The sequence below is a fragment of the Pedobacter steynii genome (assembly GCF_001721645.1).
Taxonomy (GTDB): Bacteria; Bacteroidota; Bacteroidia; order Sphingobacteriales; family Sphingobacteriaceae; genus Pedobacter; species Pedobacter steynii_A.
The window spans coordinates 4,407,453-4,426,332 of sequence record NZ_CP017141.1 but is presented as its reverse complement, the minus strand read 5'-3'; the positions used below and the strand labels follow the sequence as shown (position 1 = coordinate 4,426,332).

The 18,880-nt window shown below is 43.5% G+C and carries 18 protein-coding genes; 11 read left to right on the top strand and 7 right to left on the bottom strand.

The features are described from left to right. Positions 1-71: 71 nt before the first annotated feature. The 6 genes from dinB to BFS30_RS18250 all read right to left on the bottom strand — a co-directional run bounded on the left by dinB (position 72) and on the right by BFS30_RS18250 (position 5,708). A complete protein-coding gene (gene dinB / locus BFS30_RS18275) occupies positions 72-1,121 on the bottom strand; it encodes a DNA polymerase IV (RefSeq protein ID WP_237028601.1) in 1,050 nt (349 codons plus the stop codon). Positions 1,122-1,266: 145 nt separating this feature from the next. Beyond that, positions 1,267-1,443: a histone H1 gene (locus BFS30_RS18270; RefSeq protein WP_069380607.1), complete on the bottom strand. Its 177-nt coding sequence runs from the start codon at positions 1,441-1,443 to the stop codon at positions 1,267-1,269. Positions 1,444-1,690: 247 nt separating this feature from the next. Further along, complete coding sequence (locus BFS30_RS18265; RefSeq protein WP_069380606.1) at positions 1,691-2,554, bottom strand: sigma-70 family RNA polymerase sigma factor; 864 nt, start codon at positions 2,552-2,554, stop codon at positions 1,691-1,693. 399 nt (positions 2,555-2,953) lie between these two features. Continuing rightward, entirely contained in the window at positions 2,954-4,036 is a 1,083-nt protein-coding gene (locus tag BFS30_RS18260; RefSeq protein WP_069380605.1) for a Gfo/Idh/MocA family protein, read from the bottom strand. Positions 4,037-4,053: 17 nt separating this feature from the next. After that, entirely contained in the window at positions 4,054-5,511 is a 1,458-nt protein-coding gene (locus BFS30_RS18255) for a Gfo/Idh/MocA family protein (RefSeq protein ID WP_069380604.1), read from the bottom strand. Between the two features lie 2 nt (positions 5,512-5,513). Next, positions 5,514-5,708, bottom strand: coding sequence for a hypothetical protein (locus tag BFS30_RS18250; protein WP_069380603.1), 195 nt, complete (start codon positions 5,706-5,708; stop codon positions 5,514-5,516). Positions 5,709-5,959: 251 nt separating this feature from the next. Between BFS30_RS18250 and BFS30_RS18245 the strand changes: the two genes are divergently transcribed. Genes BFS30_RS18245 through BFS30_RS18235 form a run of 3 tightly spaced genes read left to right on the top strand, consistent with a single transcriptional unit; the run spans position 5,960 to position 7,873 of the window. Beyond that, on the top strand, positions 5,960-6,862 hold the full coding sequence (locus BFS30_RS18245) for a DnaJ C-terminal domain-containing protein (RefSeq protein ID WP_069380602.1): 903 nt from the start codon (positions 5,960-5,962) through the stop codon (positions 6,860-6,862). Between the two features lie 11 nt (positions 6,863-6,873). After that, the gene (locus BFS30_RS18240) at positions 6,874-7,161 is read left to right on the top strand and encodes a chaperone modulator CbpM (RefSeq protein WP_069380601.1); all 288 of its coding nucleotides are present in this window, start codon (positions 6,874-6,876) and stop codon (positions 7,159-7,161) included. Positions 7,162-7,201: 40 nt separating this feature from the next. Then, on the top strand, positions 7,202-7,873 hold the full coding sequence (locus tag BFS30_RS18235; protein ID WP_069380600.1) for an SOS response-associated peptidase: 672 nt from the start codon (positions 7,202-7,204) through the stop codon (positions 7,871-7,873). A gap of 9 nt (positions 7,874-7,882) precedes the next feature. Here the strand turns inward: BFS30_RS18235 and BFS30_RS18230 are convergent, their stop codons facing one another. Beyond that, positions 7,883-8,113, bottom strand: a complete 231-nt coding sequence (locus BFS30_RS18230; protein ID WP_069380599.1) for a hypothetical protein — start codon at positions 8,111-8,113, stop codon at positions 7,883-7,885. Positions 8,114-8,292: 179 nt separating this feature from the next. On the opposite strand from BFS30_RS18230, the gene BFS30_RS18225 reads away from it, so the two are divergent. The 8 genes from BFS30_RS18225 (at position 8,293) to BFS30_RS18190 (ending at position 18,878) form a co-directional block, all read left to right on the top strand. After that, positions 8,293-9,681: a DNA/RNA non-specific endonuclease gene (locus tag BFS30_RS18225; protein ID WP_069380598.1), complete on the top strand. Its 1,389-nt coding sequence runs from the start codon at positions 8,293-8,295 to the stop codon at positions 9,679-9,681. A gap of 209 nt (positions 9,682-9,890) precedes the next feature. Then, on the top strand, positions 9,891-11,429 hold the full coding sequence (locus BFS30_RS18220) for a SulP family inorganic anion transporter (RefSeq protein ID WP_069380597.1): 1,539 nt from the start codon (positions 9,891-9,893) through the stop codon (positions 11,427-11,429). Between the two features lie 108 nt (positions 11,430-11,537). Further along, positions 11,538-11,867, top strand: a complete 330-nt coding sequence (locus BFS30_RS18215) for an ArsR/SmtB family transcription factor (protein WP_069380596.1) — start codon at positions 11,538-11,540, stop codon at positions 11,865-11,867. A 37-nt stretch (positions 11,868-11,904) separates the two neighbouring features. Then, entirely contained in the window at positions 11,905-12,474 is a 570-nt protein-coding gene (locus BFS30_RS18210) for a DUF6428 family protein (protein WP_069380595.1), read from the top strand. Between the two features lie 21 nt (positions 12,475-12,495). Next, positions 12,496-12,912: an arsenate reductase ArsC gene (locus BFS30_RS18205; RefSeq protein ID WP_069380594.1), complete on the top strand. Its 417-nt coding sequence runs from the start codon at positions 12,496-12,498 to the stop codon at positions 12,910-12,912. Between the two features lie 4 nt (positions 12,913-12,916). Then, positions 12,917-14,014, top strand: a complete 1,098-nt coding sequence (arsB, locus tag BFS30_RS18200) for an ACR3 family arsenite efflux transporter (RefSeq protein ID WP_069380593.1) — start codon at positions 12,917-12,919, stop codon at positions 14,012-14,014. Positions 14,015-14,074: 60 nt separating this feature from the next. Further along, positions 14,075-14,395: a DUF6660 family protein gene (locus BFS30_RS18195; protein WP_069380592.1), complete on the top strand. Its 321-nt coding sequence runs from the start codon at positions 14,075-14,077 to the stop codon at positions 14,393-14,395. An 85-nt stretch (positions 14,396-14,480) separates the two neighbouring features. After that, positions 14,481-18,878, top strand: coding sequence for a CusA/CzcA family heavy metal efflux RND transporter (locus tag BFS30_RS18190; RefSeq protein WP_069380591.1), 4,398 nt, complete (start codon positions 14,481-14,483; stop codon positions 18,876-18,878). Positions 18,879-18,880: the final 2 nt, after the last annotated feature.

Sequence of the window (18,880 nt, the reverse complement as noted above, 5' to 3'; positions counted from 1 at the left end):
AAAAGTGATTCTGACCTATGAATCTGGAAACCATCAGGTTATAAAAGAGCAGATTCAGAGGCAAAATCAGGCTATGGGAAAAGCCTCGGCTGATATAACATTCCCTTCTCCGGCGCGGGATTGAAGTTAGAAACAGAGACCCCCAGCAACCTGACCTTTCTTCCTTCCAGATCAGCAGCAGTTAACAATGACCAGGATACCTCATTGACCATCTCGATGGTCGTAATTTCTTCCGCAAAAGATTTACTCCTCGTAATCTGCTTAAAATCACTAAACTTAATTTTCACAGTCAATGTCCTTCCATAGAGCCGGTAAAGGCTCATCCGCTGGAATACAATTTGCGCAATCCTTTCCAGTTCAGGCTTCATTTCCGACAACTCTTCCAGATCAAAGGAAAAAGTATCTTCGGCCCCGATGGATTTTGTCTCCTGATTGGGTTCGACCTTGCGGTGGTCCAGCCCCCTCACAATTTTATAAAAAAAACGCCCACTCTTTCCAAAAAGATGGACCAGCTCTGCCTCGGTTAGTTTTTTCAGATCTGCACCAGTATGTAAACCTCTGATTTTCATCTTTTCAGCGGTCACCTTACCTACTCCATGAAACTTCTCAACCGGCAATTTTCCAATAAAATCCTCCACTTTAGAAGGGCCAATGAAGGTAAGGCCATCCGGCTTATTCATATTGGAAGCAACCTTAGCCACAAATTTATTAATAGAAACACCTGCAGAGGCGGTCAGATTCAGTTCTTCTTTGATTGCTGCTTTGATGGCTTTTGCAATTTCAATTGCTGATCCGATTCCAAGTTTATCATGACTGACATCAAGGTAGGCTTCGTCCAGCGATAAAGGCTCTATCAAGTCAGTATATCTGCTAAAGATTTCACGGATTTGCCTGGAAACCTCCTTATAGACCGCAAATCTGGGATAAACAAATAAAAGATGAGGGCATAATTGCTGTGCCCTTTTGGACGACATGGCTGAATGTACTCCAAATGCCCTTGCTTCATAGCTGGCGGTTGCCACTACCCCGCCACGTCCTTCAGGCCCACCACCAACTGCTACAGGCTTTCCCCTGAGTGCAGAATTGTCCCTTTGTTCTACAGAAGCATAAAATGAATCCATATCAATATGTATAATCTTACGTTGGGCTGGTTGCGACAAAGAATCCATAAGGCTGAAGCCTTAAAATTATAAAATAAAATCCTCAATAGCTATAAACAAGAAAGGCCTGCAATTTGCAGGCCTTTCTATTGACATTCAAAGTAGATTACTTTGTGTTTTTTTTCTCAGTCACTTCAGTACGGATCTCCTGAGCAAGGCCTTTTAAATCTTGCATTGCTTTACGTACTCTTGTACCAGCAGCACCGTTACCTGAATTATAAAATTTGTCTGCATCAGCTTCAACGCCTGCAATAAGTTCTTTAAGTTTCGAGAATTTTTCCATGTTTTTCTTTCGTTTAAGATTTTAAATATATGATATAACGCTTTAAAGGTAATAATTATTGGATTTCCTCCAAATGAATATTTATTGACAATGCTCTTTTTTTGTTCAAAACGGCTACTTTTCTTCAAAAAACCCGCGTAAAGCCCGATTTCGTTTAAATAAAACAAGAAAAAGTATAAACAAAACAGTGCAAATAAATTTTCAAAAAATAGCCTGAGGACTAAAAAAAGGCCTAATCCAGGTATCCTTAGTGCAAATAAGACCTCAGCATCTCTGCTTTCGAACTGTTTTTTAAAGTCTTCAATGCTTTATCTTTTAATTGCCTGATTCTTTCTTTGCTCAGTTTAAAAATGCACACCATATCATCAAGTGTAGTCTGGGGATGGTCATACAAACCGTAATAATAAAAAAGGATCTTTTGCTCTCTTTCCGACAATATCTTCAGATACCGCTTCATATCCAGAATCATCGATTCCTGGAGCAATCCATGATCCGCAGCAGGAGCATTCTCATTAGGGATAAGGTCTTTTACAGTGGTTTCGCTATCTTCACCTAACAGCATATCTAAGGAATGTGACAATGGGGAGTTGGAGATATAATCCAATACCCGTTCTTCAGAGATCCCCAGCAACTCCGCAATCTCCTCTGTACTTGGAAGCCGCTCCAATTCCTGCTCCAGCTGGTCAATCGCCCGATGGGTCTTGGTAATCCCCACAATCTGATTGCCAGGTAACCTGACCAGACGCTTTTGCTCTGCAATAGCCACCATGATGCTCTGACGAATCCACCATACTGCAAAGGAGATGAATTTAAAGCCCTTAGTTACATCATAACGACCGCTCGCCCTGATCAGACCTTTATTCCCTTCACTGATCAAATCAGCAAGCCTTAAGCCCTTATCCTGATACTTCTTTGCTACAGAGACGACAAAGCGCAGGTTCGACTTAATCAGCCTCGCCGCAGCCTCCTCATCCCCCTCACTGATCCTGAGTGCCAGGGAAAGCTCCTCCTCTGTGGTTAACAACTCAATTTTTCCAATTTCATTTAAATACCTTTCCAATGAATCTGTTTTCCTGTTGGTGATGGAAGGCGATATCCTCAAGTGTCTCATAAAAGCTGCAATAGATTAATTATTCAGTTGACTTAATTTAAAACCTGCGACCTCAACCCATAGAGATTTACGTTCCATAAAAATCAGATATGTTACATTTTTTAAGAGCGTAAGACATCATGAATCAGTATCGCAAACAGAAGCCCCAAAAGACATCACAAGTATGACCAGCAGCGCATCCTGAAACAAACATATAAAAAATTAATACACTAAGCATAAATTATAAAAATAATTTTTATTGATAAATGACACAATAAACGCGTTTTTAAAGCATAAACAAAACATACAAATACAAAATAATATACACTAAGTAAAACTTTTGACAAAACATGAATTTATATGGTAAATAAAAAGCCGGCTTGTCGGCCGGCTTTTTATTTACACTTAATCACGCTGAAATTACTTAATCCTAACCACCGCTCCTGTCCTCACAGATTCGTCGCTGGCAAAGGCTACACTCAGACTATTGAGCGCATCTTCGGTAGGACCACTAAGGTCCAGATCTTCCCGTATTGCCCTGAGAAAATGACGTTGCTCCCGGCTGCACAATTCCTGATGATCAGGTTCATCTCTCAGATCAACCCATTCGTCAGGTCTTGAGAATTCTCCTTTTGCATTCAGGTCCGCATAATGAACTTTAATAGACTCCGTTTTCGTGTGTGCATCAATCTGGTCCGAGTTACCTGCCGCAGCGGCTTCTTTTGCAACAATAGAGACTGCCCCTTTCGGTCCGATCACATCCTTCACAAAAAAAGCAGTTTCACTGATCATCGGTCCCCAACCAGCCTCATACCAACCCACAGACCCATCTTCAAAACGGATCTGCAAATGTCCGTAATTATAATTACCCTCAGGAATGTCCTCCGTCAGGCGTGCACCTATAGCTGTCACCTGAACCGGTTTAGACCGGGTCATCTGGCACATCACATCAATATAATGAACGCCACAATCTACAATCGGGCTTAAGCTTTCCATCAGGTTCCGGTGTACCGCCCATTTTGCTCCCTGACTTTGTTGATTCAGGTTCATCCGCATCACCAACGGTTTGCCCATCTCCTGAGACAATTCAATAAACCGTTTCCAGGACGGATGATACCGCAGGATATAACCGACCAATAACTTCCTGTTGTATTTCTTCGCCGCATCAGCTACCCTATAAGCAGCTTCCATACTATCTGCCAGCGGTTTTTCTATAAAAACATGACAGCCTTTTTCCATTGCCCTGATGGCAAACGATTCATGGGTATCCGGATAAGTTGAGATGCAGACCGCATCAGGATTTGTGCGCTCCAAAGCCTCTTCGTAGTCGTTAAACAAAGCATAAGTTCCACCCAGCTTTTCATTTAACAGTTTTTTACTATCTCCTCTGGATACCAATCCACAAATTTCAAACCCCTCCAGTTCATGGTATGCAGCAGCATGAGACTTCCCCATATTGCCACAACCCACAACCAATACGCTAATCGTCTTTTCTGATGACATATCTACTGATTTCTTTATTATACACCTAAACTCCAGCCTTTACGGTATTCCCGTTTCACAAACTGATTGACTTCATCAAAATTAGTTACCCTCAGGTTCTCTTTATCCCAGATCAGTTTAATGTCCCGACCAGGATAATCAAAACCATTTCCGGTAGACCGGGGTACCTGAACATCTGTCCCTCTTATCGCCAGATTTGCGATCAGCAGGGTTTCTGTAAGTGGCCCCGCAATTTCAAAAGGAGAACTCAGCTGTTTCTTTCCATAACCAGCAATACAGGCTTCTGCCCAGTCCCAGTAATGTCCGTCCACACCACCGGTTACTCTCTCTGCCCTTGGCTTGATGTGTACCTCATTATTCCTGCTCAAAGGCAACAAGCGAGGGTTCGCTCCATAGACATCGCACATCATTTTCCCTCTGGTGCCTTCAAACAGCACCCCATTTGTCCCAAAAGGCTCGTTCGCAGCCAGTTCTTCCGGACGGGCTGGTTTAATTCCTCCATCCATCCAATGGATCTGCAGATCTCCCTTGGTCTTCTTTGTTTTCTTAAAGGTCATGATGACATGACTGGAAGGCGGACAGCTATCCGGAAAATAGCCTCTTTTAAATTCATCCACATAAATACTTCCAACGCTACACTGCACATCAATCGGGGTATCCAGTCCCAGAATCCGAAAAGGAGGTTCCACCAGATGACAACCCATATCGCCGATTGCCCCTGTTCCGTAATCCCACCAACCTCTCCAGTTAAAGGGCACCAGTTTATCGATAAAAGGTTTATAGGGTGCACTTCCCAGCCAAAGGTCCCAGTCCAGTTCCGGAGGAACAACACCTGTTGCAGACGGCCATAAAATTCCCTGTGGCCAGGATGGACGGTCTGTCCAGCAATACACGGTATGAACTTTTCCAATCAGACCGGCATCACACCAGTCCTGAAGCTGCCGTACACCATCTCCGGAAGAACCCTGATTTCCCATTTGGGTAACCACCTGATAACGGCCTGCCGCTTCGGTCAGCTTTCGGGCCTCAAATATATCGTGCGTCAGCGGTTTTTCGACATACACATGTTTACCCAGTTGCATCGCGGCCATCGCAATCATGGCATGGTTATGATCTGGTGTAGAAACGACTACCCCATCAATATGCTTCGCTTCCTTATCCAGCATCTGCCGGTAATCCTTATAATATTTTGCTGCCGGAAAATTCTTCACTGAATTTGCAGCCCGGCGATCGTCTACATCACATAAAAAGGCGATATCAGCCTTTCCACCTTTATATATATTACTCAGGTTGCTTTGACCTTTTCCTCCAACTCCTACTCCGGCAACCATCAATCGGTCGCTGGGCGCAAGAAATCCTTTTCCACCCAATACATGTCTCGGCACAATCATAAAACCGGCTGCAGCTAAAGCAGTTGTTTTAATAAAATTTCTTCTGGAATGATCTGCAGTCGGGTTCTTTTTTTCTTCCATCATTTTTATCTTTTAATCTGATTGACAGCTAATTCATTAAGTCTGATCAGTTCCTGATTATCGCTAAAGGTTTTGATCCCGCCGGAAGCTAAATAGCCGGTACCATCAGGGACATATCGGGGCATCATGCTGAATGCGGCGACTCCCAACTCAGAGTTCTTCATAAAATCTCTTCTTAAATTGATTTGGTTTGGTTTCATATATTGTATGTGTGTTCATGGTTTTCTAATCATTCAACGCAATGCAATACAGTCCGCAAAACAGGCACGGATCGGCATTTACCTGGAACAGGCAGATGCGCACAGGGACAGATTACATTTGGTTCATTTTCAAATTTATTATTATTCCTGAGAAAACGGGTGTATTAAAAACACTAACTTAAACCAATTGGCTACAATTTGATAAAGCCTGAAAATATTATCTTAAATTTGAGAACAGATCAGTTATTTACATGGCATTCATAGACTATTATAAGATTCTGGGTATCGACAAGAAGGCTTCTCAGGACGATATAAAAAAAGCCTACCGAAAATTGGCAAGAAAATATCATCCGGACCTCAACCCTAATGATAAGGAGGCCAATAAGAGGTTTCAGGAGATCAACGAAGCCAATGAGGCGCTTAGCGATCCGGACAAAAGAAAGAAATACGACGATTACGGAGAACACTGGAAAAATTCCGAACAGTTTGAGCAGTCTAAAAGGTCCCAATCCAGACAACGTACCCAAAATCCCTTCTCCGGAGGAGGATATGGCAGTGCTGATTTCGGAGGCGGAGACTTTTCAGATTTCTTTGAATCGATGTTTGGCGGCGGAAGCGGAAGATCAGGAAGAAACAGCGTAAAATATAAAGGTCAGGATTATCAGGCATCACTAAGCCTGAAACTGAGAAGCGCTTATCAAACCCATAAACAAACTTTAACCGTTAACGGAAAGAACATACGCATCACCATTCCTGCAGGTATCGCAGACGAGCAGGTCATTAAATTAAGCGGACATGGCGGCCCCGGCGTAAACGGAGGCCCGGCCGGCGACCTCTACATTACTATCAATATTGAAGAAGATGCTATGTTTAAAAGACTGAACAACGACCTTTATATCCAACAGGAGATTGACCTCTATACCGCCATTCTGGGGGGCGAAGTCACCATTGAAACACTGGATGGAAAGGTAAAACTGAAAGTACCTGCCGGAACCCAGAACGGAACAAAGGTGAGGCTAAAAAACAAGGGCTTTCCTGTTTATAAGAAAGAAGGAGAATTCGGGAATATGTTTATCACTTACACCGTAAAGATCCCATCCGACCTGACCGACAAGCAAAAAGAACTCTTCAGGGAATTACAAAACCTGAGTTAACCCCTGCAACTATGGAAACAGAATTCATCACCATCACTGAATATTGTATCAATTACGACATAGACCCTTCTTTTATGGTTTCTCTGGAAGAGTCGGGTATCATTATATTCACCCTTATCGGGGAAGAAAAGTGCGTTCATCAGGAGCAGTTCAGCGAACTGGATAAATACATTCATTTACATTACGACCTGCACATTAATATGGAGGGAATCGACGCAATCAGACATTTATTACAAAAGGTCAGTCGGATGCAGGAGGAGATCAGAGACTTGAACAAAAAGCTTCATCTGCACGAATAGAATTCTGCTTCCATTTTACAAAAAAATATTAACTTCACAGATGGCTTCATCTTATTCTCTTGCTGAAGGACTCTCAACACTCCAACAATACTATCCTTACCAGCTTGAGGGGGATTATACCCCTACCTATAATATAGGTATATATATGCCCGGAATGGTCATCGCTGCTGATCAGCCCCAGCTGATCAGAAAAATGCATTTCTCGATGGTTCCTTTCTTCTTTAAAGAACGAAAATCATCCATGTGCGATGCCCGAAGCTCCCAGATCATGGTCAAACCAGTATTTAAACAATTGGTAACCGCCAACAAAAGATGTCTGATTCTGGCTGATGCATTCTATATCTGGCAAAGGTTTGGAGCAGACAAATACCCTTTCCGGTTTCAATTGAAGGACCGTCAGGTGTTTGCAATGGCTGGATTATGGTCTGCCTGGATAGATCCTGAAACCAAAGAAAGGTACGAGTCCTTTTGTATCGTCACTACCCCTGCCAATCCATTAGTGAGGGATATCCGTAAATCCATGCCGGTTATTTTAACTCCGGAAACCGAAAAATTATGGCTCAGCAAAGGAGCATCCGAAGAAGAACTGCTGTCGGTATGTACCGCTTACCCTGAAGAACAGATGCTGAAGTTTCTGGTATCCAGAGATATCGCGGATAGAAACATCAATGATCCCAGCCTGATCAAACCTTTGAATCATGTTCCGGCCTGATCCTTTAACTCAGCTCGCTTTAAAATGTGTGATCAGGGCAGAAAGTTCGGACTCAGCGATTAACCTGGGATCAGTAAATTGCTTTTTCAATAAATTGCGGGGAACCTTCACCAGGCCGGTGGTGGTTTGCAAAATCACTTCTTTTTCCAGCAGGGTATGCGAAAAATAATCTCCCACATTGGGGTTCAGTTCGGATAGCCTGATCAACAGCTCATAAAATACAAAAACGGGAATACTCACGCCTCAAAGGTAAAGCAAGCCGCTTTTAATGTTAAATTATCATTATATTAACAAATCACCTGAATTTAACACAGGTTTAACGACTTTTAAACCAGTTTGTTAAAAAATATTATCCACATTCGAGTAATTTAACACTGTAGTAATATTTAAACTCATTATTTTGTATCAAACATCAAAATATGAGAATCAAACATTTACTTATCTACAGCTCCCTGACTATCTTCACTTTAGCAGGTTGTTCCAAAAGAGACGACACTCCAGTCACCTACAAAATTACAGAAGATTTCGAAAATGGCAGTAAAACTGCTTATGCGGCTAAAACGGATACGCTGATCACCGGGGTATGGAATTTCGAAGACGCATTGGTTGGTAACCTGCCTGCCGATTTGAAAACCGGTCTGAAAAGCGCCAGGTTAAGAACCGGAAAAATCACCATGAATTTTGATGTGAGCGGATTAAAGACTTTATATATCAGCCATGGTAAATATGGTAAAGACGCCAACTCTTCCTGGCAATTATTAATGTCTACAGATGGCGGTACCACTTTTACCCCACTGGGTGCAGAGATTCAGGAAACCAATACCACCCTGGTTACCGATTCCTTCCAGATCAACACACAAGGAAAGGTACGTTTCCAGATCCAAAAAACAAGTGCGAGTACCAGAGTAAACATAGATGACATCATCTTTAAGGGAACCGGAGAGTCGGGAATCATTTTAGGAAAACCTGATACCGATCCGGGAGAAGGTGGTAATCCTAACCCTACCTTGCCTTCCCGCGACCTGGTAGTTGGCCCGGATGCACAACCTCTCACCGGAGATGACAGCAATGCACTTTTCGGAAATCCTTCAGGCGCAAGTACAGTTACACCAGAGAACTACCTCTTAGATATGCGTTATTACACCCAATCCTATAGCAGCGGCAGAGGCACACCAAACTGGGTAAGCTGGCATCTGGATGCCAAAAGCATCACCAAAGGAACAGAAAGACTAGATAATTTTGCAGGCTATACCGGCCTACCTTCCGGTTTTTACCAGGTATTAAGCAGCAGCTATTCCGGATCTGGTTTTGACCGAGGTCATAACTGTCCTTCTGCCGACCGCATCAGTTCCAAAGAAGCGAATGGTGCCACTTTCTTAATGAACAACATGATCCCTCAGGCACCGATGAATAATCAAAAAACATGGGAAGGTCTGGAAAGCTACCTCCGTTCGCAGGTGACTGCAGGAAATGAGGTATACATTATTATGGGTAGTTACGGAGTTGGTGGCGTTGGAAGTTCAGGAGCCATGACCAGTACTATTGATAACGGAAAAGTAACTGTACCAAGTAACGTATGGAAAGTTGCCGTAGTTATTCCTAACGGAAATGGCGACGTGCAGAGAGTAAGTACTTCTACCAGGGTAATCGCTATAAATACACCGAACATCAACACCATTGATCCGGATTGGAAAAAATATACGGTAACGGTAAGAGATATCGAGAAAGCAACGGGTTATAACCTGCTTTCGAACCTACCTCAAGACGTTCAGGATGTAATAGAATTGAAAAAAGATACAGGTATTTAAGTCCTGAATCAAATCCATAAAAAAAACGGCTGCTCAAATTGGACAGCCGTTTTTTTTAGTTTCATTTGTCATCATCTCTTTTATTAATACAGTTTTATACGGTTGGTTGCGCGATTTACCAAGAAATATCAACTATTAACAGATGCAATCAGGACTCCCGCACTATTCTTGCCTGCAAAGTTATGCTGATCTATTATCTTTGCTTTTGAATGAAGCCCTATCTCCGACTATTCGATTTTTCTCAGAAAATCAACTACAAAGTTGAAATCCTGGCTGGCCTTACGGTAGCTATGACTATGATGCCAGAATCTCTTTCTTTTGCTATTCTTGCAGGCTTCCCTCCTTTAGTGGGTTTATATGCCGCATTCATCATGGGGCTGGTCACTGCTATTTTTGGCGGAAGGCCCGGACTGATCTCCGGTGGAGCAGGAGCCACTGTAATCGTTCTGATTGCCCTTATGAAATCACATGGACTGGATTATGTTTTTGCGGCAGTTGTTCTGGCTGGTATTTTTCAGATCAGCATTGGTCTGTTTAAGCTTGGAAAATTTGTACGCCTTGTTCCGCAACCTGTGATGTTTGGTTTCGTAAACGGCCTCGCCATCGTCATCTTTATGGCGCAGCTGGAGCAGTTTAAGATCAAGGTAAACGGAGAAATGGTCTGGCTAAGTGGCAATGCCCTTTACCTTATGCTCGGGCTCGTTGCCTTAACCATCGCCATCGTGGTGATGCTTCCAAAAATCACCAGGGCTGTCCCTCCTTCTCTGGTAGCCATTATGGTCGTATTTCTCCTGGTCCTTGGATTTAACATAGATACCAAAACGGTCAAAGACATTGCTTCAGTCGCTGGTGGATTTCCCCCTTTTCATATTCCAGAAGTGCCATTTAACCTGCAAACACTTCAGGTTATCTTTCCGTATGCCCTGATTATGGCTGCTGTAGGCTTAACAGAAGGACTTCTGACCCTAAACCTGGTGGATGAGATAACCGATAGCAAAGGAAACAGCAACAGGGAATGCATTGCCCAGGGAAGTGCCAATATGCTCAATGGGTTTTTCTTTGGTATGGGCGGCTGTCCGATGATTGCTCAAACCCTGGTCAACCTCTCTTCCGGAGCAAGGGCACGTTTATCCGGCATCATTGCAGCATTGACGATTTTAATGATCATTCTTTTTGGTGCGCCCATTATAGAAAAGGTACCTATGGCTGCTTTAACCGGGGTTATGATCATGGTAGCCATCGGAACCTTCGAATGGATGAGTTTCCGGATCATTAATAAAATGCCTAAACAGGATATATTTGTTGGTATCCTGGTAGCCGGGATTACCGTATGGCTTCACAACCTTGCTTTAGCAGTTTTGATTGGTGTCATTGTTTCGGCATTGGTTTTTGCCTGGGAAAGTGCAAAAAGGATCAGGGCAAAAAAATACATTGACGAAAACGGCGTCAGACATTATGAAATCTATGGACCTCTATTTTTTGGCTCCGTAACTGCTTTTAACGAGAAATTCGATGTCCATAATGACCCTCAGGAAGTCCTCATTGATTTCAAAGATAGCCGCATTGCAGATATGTCCGGGATTGATGCAGTCAATAAACTAACCGAACGGTACCATAAAGCGGGAAAGAAACTGCAGCTGACCCATTTGAGCGAAGATTGCAGGAGATTGTTAAAAGATGCAGAAGAAGTGATTGTGGTGAACATTCTGGAAGATCCTACCTACAGGATCGCAACTGAAAAAGGTTAATCCAGGCCACCTTAACACCGAATTTTGAAATAATTTCAGATAAAACATTAAAATGACTTTGAATTCTCATATTAATCGTATTATTGCAATATATTAATCAAGATAAAAATGGGACTTACCAAATCAGAGATCTTTACCGACGAGCAGAATCAGTTGTCGCAGCTCCTGAAAGCCATGGCACACCCTGCCAGGATTGCCATTTTGCAAAGAATCCTGATCTCCAACACCTGTATCTGCGGAGATCTGGTGGAAGAACTTGGTCTTGCTCAGGCCACCATATCACAACATTTAAAAGAACTAAAAACAGCAGGAATAATCCAGGGAACGATCGAAGGCGTGAGTGTATGTTATTGCATCAACCCTACTACCTGGAAAATGATGGAGCATCAACTGGGAGCCTTTTTCTCTTCTTACAAAGGCGAAGTCAAATGCTGTTAAAAAAAATTGTCTAAATCAATCGTAAAATTGCAATATTATGAATACAACCACATTTATGAACTGGCAAAGCTTTAAAACAAAGCTGGAGGAACATCCGGAGCTGACCCTGCAATTTCAATATGCAGAAAACAAATGGGTAGATGCTTCCTATCACATTACAGAAATCAAACAGGCTCCGATTGTTTCGGTAGACTGCGGCGGGGTGATGAACTCCTGGACAGAAATCATTGTTCAGCTCTGGGAACCTAGTCAAAAAGACAGTGAAAGAGCAATGCAGGTTGGCAAAGCTTTGTCTATTGTCAAGCTTGTAGAAAAAACATTGCCCCTGAATCCTTTAGGCATTGTAAAGATTGAATTCGGAAACTCTCAGTTTGACACCAGACAGATGTACCCGGGAGAACTGACCATCGCAGGAGAAGACCTGATTGTAAACCTGATCCCTGATGCGACACAATGCAAAGCCATTAATCGTGGTGGCAGCTGTGGCACTACAGACAGCGGAGAGGAATGCTGTGCACCTGCCGCTACGGAGGCAAAACCTAAAATCCAATTGATCAACCTGGCTTCCAGCGGCCCCACCTGTGGACCTGATTCGGGATGCTGCTAACCTTATAATAAAACATTGAACATGAAAAAAGTATTGGTATTGTGTACCGGAAACAGTTGTCGCAGTCAGATTGCAGAAGGCTATTTGAAACATTTTGCAGGCGATAAAGCCGTCATTTACAGCGCAGGAATAGAAACCCATGGGGTAAATCCCAGAGCCATTGAAACCATGAAGGCAGATGGAATAGACCTCTCCGGTCATACCTCCAATAACATTGAGGAATACCTGGACATCGATTTCGACTTTGTAATCACGGTATGCGATAATGCTAAAGAAAGCTGCCCTTACTTCCCCACAAAAGCGGTTAAGTTTCATTATAATTTCCCTGATCCTGCAAAAGCACAGGGAACAGAAGAAGAAATCAAATCGCAATTTGCGGAAGTGCGCGAAATGATTAAAAGCTATACTCAGAATTTTGTAAACGAAAACCTCCATTAATCCCATGTCTGCAAACCAATGTTTTCCGGTAAGTGAAAGAAAAAAACTTAGTTTTCTGGACCGTTACCTCACTTTATGGATCTTCCTGGCGATGGCTATCGGCGTAAGTGCCGGTTACTTCATACCATCCTCTTCGGAGCTGATCAATTCCTTCTCCAGCGGAACCACAAATATTCCCCTGGCCATCGGCCTGATCCTGATGATGTACCCGCCACTGGCGAAAGTGAAATATGAAAATATGGGAAAAGTGTTTAAAGACGTTAAAGTGCTGAGCACCTCGCTGGTGTTGAACTGGATTGTAGGCCCGGTATTGATGTTTATTCTGGCGATCACCTTTCTCAGGGATTATCCGGAATATATGATCGGGCTGATCCTGATCGGGCTGGCGAGGTGTATTGCCATGGTAGTGGTATGGAATGAACTGGCAGAGGGAAACCGGGAATATGCTGCCGGATTAATTGCCCTGAACAGTATTTTCCAGGTGTTGTTATACAGTGTATATGCTTATGTTTTTATTACCGTTCTCCCTCCCTTATTCGGATTAAAAGGATTGGAAGTAAATATCACCATCGGGCAAATTGCCGAAAGTGTAGCCATTTATCTGGGAATTCCCTTTGCCTTAGGCATCATCAGCAGGTATAGCCTGATTCGTTTAAAAGGAGAAGAATGGTTCCAGGAGAAATTTGTACCTTTTATCTCTCCGATCACCCTGATTGCCTTGTTGTTTACGATCGTGGTGATGTTTAGCCTTAAAGGAGAGCTGATTGTTCAGATTCCAATGGATGTGGTCCGCATTGCCATTCCTTTAACCATTTATTTTGTACTGATGTTCGTTTGCAGCTTCTTTGCTGGAAAATACTTTGGTGCAGATTATTCAAGGAGCGCTTCTATTGCATTTACAGCTACGGGGAACAACTTCGAACTGGCCATTGCCGTGGCGATTGGCGTTTTTGGCATCAACTCCGGACAAGCCTTTGCAGGTGTAATCGGGCCATTGGTTGAGGTACCGGCCCTGATTGCATTGGTCAATGTTGCTTTCTGGTTCAGAAAGAAATACTATCCCAGGTCAGGAGACAGCCCGATCGAAGAGATAACTTCTTAAGTTCTAATAAAAAAACACGAAAGTTAATCACAATTTTAAAAAAATATATAAGTTTGTAATGTGAGATACTTAGCTTACCTGTTTACTTTCTGCGTTCTGGCCCTTTCAGTATGGCCATGCTGTGACGATGAAGCTAACCTCAGTTCTCAGGAAGCACAATACAATCAGGTAAAAGAGATTCCTTGTGATGCTGAAAACAGCTCACATACCTGTTCTCCATTTTTTCATTGCAGCAGCTGTCAGGCTTTTGCCCTAACCAGTGTAGCTTATCTGGTGCAATCTGCAGCTCCATTTAAAAAGGAAATCAGTTATTCTGAATTACCTATTTCTCCTGTAATCTTATTTGCCGGCGACATCTGGCAACCGCCTCAGTTGGTGTAAATCATTTTTTTTCTTCGATTTATTTACCCATCTGTTCATGGTCAGGACTTCCTGCCATTTAACAGGCTATAAAACAAACTTTCGTATGTTTGATAAGATTATTTATTTCTCTATAAAGAATAAACTGGCAATTGGTTTAATGACCCTTTCCCTCATCATCTGGGGCATTTATTCCTTAACAAAACTTCCTATTGATGCGGTACCCGACATCACCAATAACCAGGTACAGATCATCACCCAGGCCCCGAGTTTAGGTGCCCAGGAAGTAGAACAATTCATTACCGCTCCTATAGAGCTGGCCATGGCCAATATCCCCGAAGTGATCGAAAAACGATCCATTTCCAGATCAGGAATTTCCGTGATCACCATTGTTTTTGAAGACGAAACAGACATTTATTGGGCCAGGCAACAGGTTGGCGCACAGCTAAAAGAAGCAGAAGCCAATATCCCTAAAGGCCTGGCTTCGCCTACCCTTGCCCCCATTACTACCGGATTGGGGGAAATTTACCAATATGTACTCCATACCAAAAAAGGCTACGAGAAAAAATACTCTGCAACCGACCTCAGAACCTTGCAGGACTGGGTGGTACGGACCCAACTGGCAGGAACCAAAGGCGTTGCGGAAGTAAGCGGATGGGGAGGATATGTAAAACAGTATGAAATTGCACTCGACAACGACAAACTGAACTCCCTGAACATTACCATCGCAGACATTTATAAAGCCCTGGAAAACAACAATGAAAATACCGGAGGCTCTTATATCGAGCAGCAAAGCAACTCCTATACCATCAGGGGTGTTGGTCAGGTGAAAAGCCTGGCGGATATCGAAAAAATCGTCGTCAAAAATATGGGCGGCGTGCCCATTCTGATCCGTGATGTGGCTACCGTTCAGTTTGGATCAGCCACCAGATATGGAGCCGTTACCCGGGATGGTGAAGGCGAAGTGGTGGCAGGAATCACCCTCATGCTAAAAGGAGAAAACTTCAATGAAGTAATCAAAAACGTCAAACAACGCATTGTCCAGATTCAGAAATCACTTCCTGAAGGGGTGGTTATTGAACCTTTCATCGACCGTACAGAGTTGGTGGGCAGATCCATCAGTACCGTTCAGAAAAACCTGATAGAAGGTGCCCTGATCGTTATTTTTGTCCTTCTGCTCTTGCTGGGCAATTGGCGGGCCGGTCTGGTGGTAGCTTCGGTTATCCCCTTATCCATGCTATTTGCCTTTGCCATGATGCGCTTGTTTGGAGTGTCCGGTAACCTGATGAGCCTCGGTGCGATAGATTTTGGATTAATTGTAGATGGTGCAGTGATCATTGTGGAAGCCATTATTTTCAGGTTAAGTGCAAGAAATGCGAACAATGAAGCACTTCCTTTAACTCAAAGTCAGATGGACGAAGAAGTCTATACTGCATCCTCCAAAATCAGGAACAGTGCGGCTTTCGGGGAAATCATTATCCTCATCGTTTACCTTCCCCTTTTATCATTGGTCGGAATTGAAGGAAAAATGTTTAAACCAATGGCACAGACCGTGGTATTTGCAATTGTAGGGGCTTTCATCCTGTCCATGACCTATGTCCCGATGATGACGGCTTTATTCCTGAGCAAGAACACCACACACAAGAGGAACATTTCAGACAAAATCATGGATGCCTTGCGTAAGGCTTATCAACCCGCCCTGGTACTGGTGCTGAAATTCAAGAAACTTACAGTGGCCTTCGCCATATTGCTGTTCGCCTTCACCCTATGGGTATTTAACCAGATGGGAGGAGAATTCCTTCCGCAACTGGAAGAAGGTGACCTGGCGGTAGAAATCTCAATGTCGCAGGGAACCTCGCTCACCCAGGTGGTAGAGACCTTTGGCAAAGCAGAAAAGATCCTGAAGGAACAATTCCCTGAAGTAAAACAGGTGGTCACCAGAATCGGAAGTGCAGAGATTCCAACCGATCCCATGCCCGTAGAACGCGGAGACATGATGGTGGCAATGAAACCAAAGGAAGAATGGAAAACAGCCTCATCAAAACCAGAGATGTCGGAAAAAATAGAGGAAGCACTTTCCATCCTTCCAGGTGTGAATATTGAAATCACTCAACCAATGCAAATGCGTTTTAATGAACTGATGACTGGTGTTCGTCAGGATGTAGCCATCAAAATTTACGGAGAAGACCTGGATATACTGACCCAGCAGGCCAATAAAATTGCGGCTCTGATCGCACCTGTGTCGGGCGTAAATGAACCTTTTATAGAACAAGTGACCGGCCTGCCTCAGATTGTTGTAGAATACGACCGCGATAAGATCGCCCAATATGGACTGAGCATTTCCGAGGTCAACACCTTACTGAAAACCGCCTTTGCCGGAAATACTGCGGGGGTGATCTTTGAAGGAGAAAAACGTTTTGAAATGGTCGTCCGGCTGGAAAGAGAACTCAGAGAAAACATATCCAGTATTGAAAACCTGTACCTTCCCCTCCCTTCCGGAAATAAAGTACCCCTGAACCAGGTGGCGAGCATTGCACTAAAAAATGCCCCGGCCCAGATCTCCAGAGAAGATGGAAAAAGAAGGATTTATGTAGGATTCAATGTCAAAGGCCGCGATGTGGAGCGTACGGTTTCAGAGATCCAGCAAATCCTCGATGCGAAACTAAAGCTTCCATCGGGTTATTACCTGACCTATGGCGGCCAGTTTGAAAACCTGACTAAAGCTAAAAACAGGCTTTCTATAGCGGTTCCTATTGCTTTATTGCTGATTATGGGGCTGCTATACGCCACATTTAAATCATTTGGACAGACGATCCTCATCTTTACCGCTGTTCCCCTGTCTGCGATTGGCGGGGTATTCGCCTTATTAGTCAGAGACATGCCTTTCAGTATTTCCGCAGGGGTCGGATTTATCGCCCTTTTTGGAGTGGCTGTCCTCAACGGAATTGTCCTGATCGGATATTTCAATCAATTAAAAGAAGAAGGAATGACAGATATCTATCAACGTGTGATTGAAGGGACTAAAGTCAGACTTCGTCCGGTAATCATGACCGCAGCAGTGGCTTCACTGGGCTTCTTGCCTATGGCTTTATCGGGTAGTGCCGGTGCAGAAGTACAAAAACCTTTGGCTACGGTGGTTATAGGAGGCCTGCTTTCGGCAACCTTGCTGACGCTCTTTGTCCTGCCTTGTTTATACCTGCTGTTTGGAGATAAAAAAATCTCAACGGAAAAATCTGCAAAAGCACTGGCCATTCTTGCAATCCTCGGTTTTACATTAACAACGAACAGCAATTCCGCTCAGGCTCAAAGCAATAATACCGGGGTACAAAACACGAATAATCCGCTTAGTTTAGACAGCGTTCTTTCTATCGCGGTAAAAAACAACCTGAAGCTAAAATCTGCCAACCTGGGAAGTACACATAGTAAAGCCTTGCAAAAGACAGGTTTCGACCCGGGGAAAACAGAATTTTCCCTTTCTCAGGATCCTACCAGTGGGGGCGGTAATGACAATGCCATTAATGTCACCCAGACTTTTGCATGGCCGGGTTTATATAAAAACCAACAAAAGGTTTTAAACCTGCAGACTGCCCTCTCCGAACAATCCGCCCGCTATACCCGTGCTGAAATCATCAGAGATACTAAAATTGCCTATTACCATTACCTATATTTCCAGGAGAGTTTAAAAATCCTTGATTTTCAGGACAGTGTATACCGGAACTTCATCAAGAAAGCAGAAGTGAGGTATAAATCCGGAGAAACCTCCAACCTGGAACTCATGACGGCAAGAAACAAATATCAGGAGGTACAGACCTTAAAAAATATGGCCAGAGCAGGCTTAAGGGTTCAGGAACTACAGCTTCAGCAACTGCTGAATACCAGAGCTCCAATCCTTCTTGCAGAAAAAAGCCTTCCCATTCTTTCTCCCGGGACGAATGAGGCTTTAGGCAACAGCACCAATCCATTGATGGATGTTCAGCAGCAACAGATCGCAATTGCGAAAGCGAAAATCGGACTTCAAAAAGCTAAAGCTTTACCCGATTTCACCCTAGGCTATAGCCAGCAGCTGGTTATCCGCTCTTTTGACCCCGCAAAACTGAACCGGGATTATACACCCGGAACCAGAATTGCAGGCCTTCAGTTCGGCATTGCGGTTCCTCTATTCAATGGCGCGGGCCGGGCAAAGGTGAAAAGCGAAAAAATCGCTGCCCAGATCGCAGAAACCGCGTATCAGGAAACACAGCAGCAATTCGAAATCCAATATGAACAGGCCTTTCAGGAATACCTGAAAAACAAACAGACGGTAGACTATTATACTTCAGAAGGATTAAAACAGGCTGCAGAGCAGCTGCGCATTGCCCAGGTGTCTTTTGACCTTGGAGAAATCGGCTATATGGAGTATGTCCAGAACATCTCTCTGGCCGTGCAAAGTAAAATCACTTACCTGGAGACATTGAATCAATTAAACCAAACTACCATTCAATTAGCATTTATCAAAGGAGAATAATC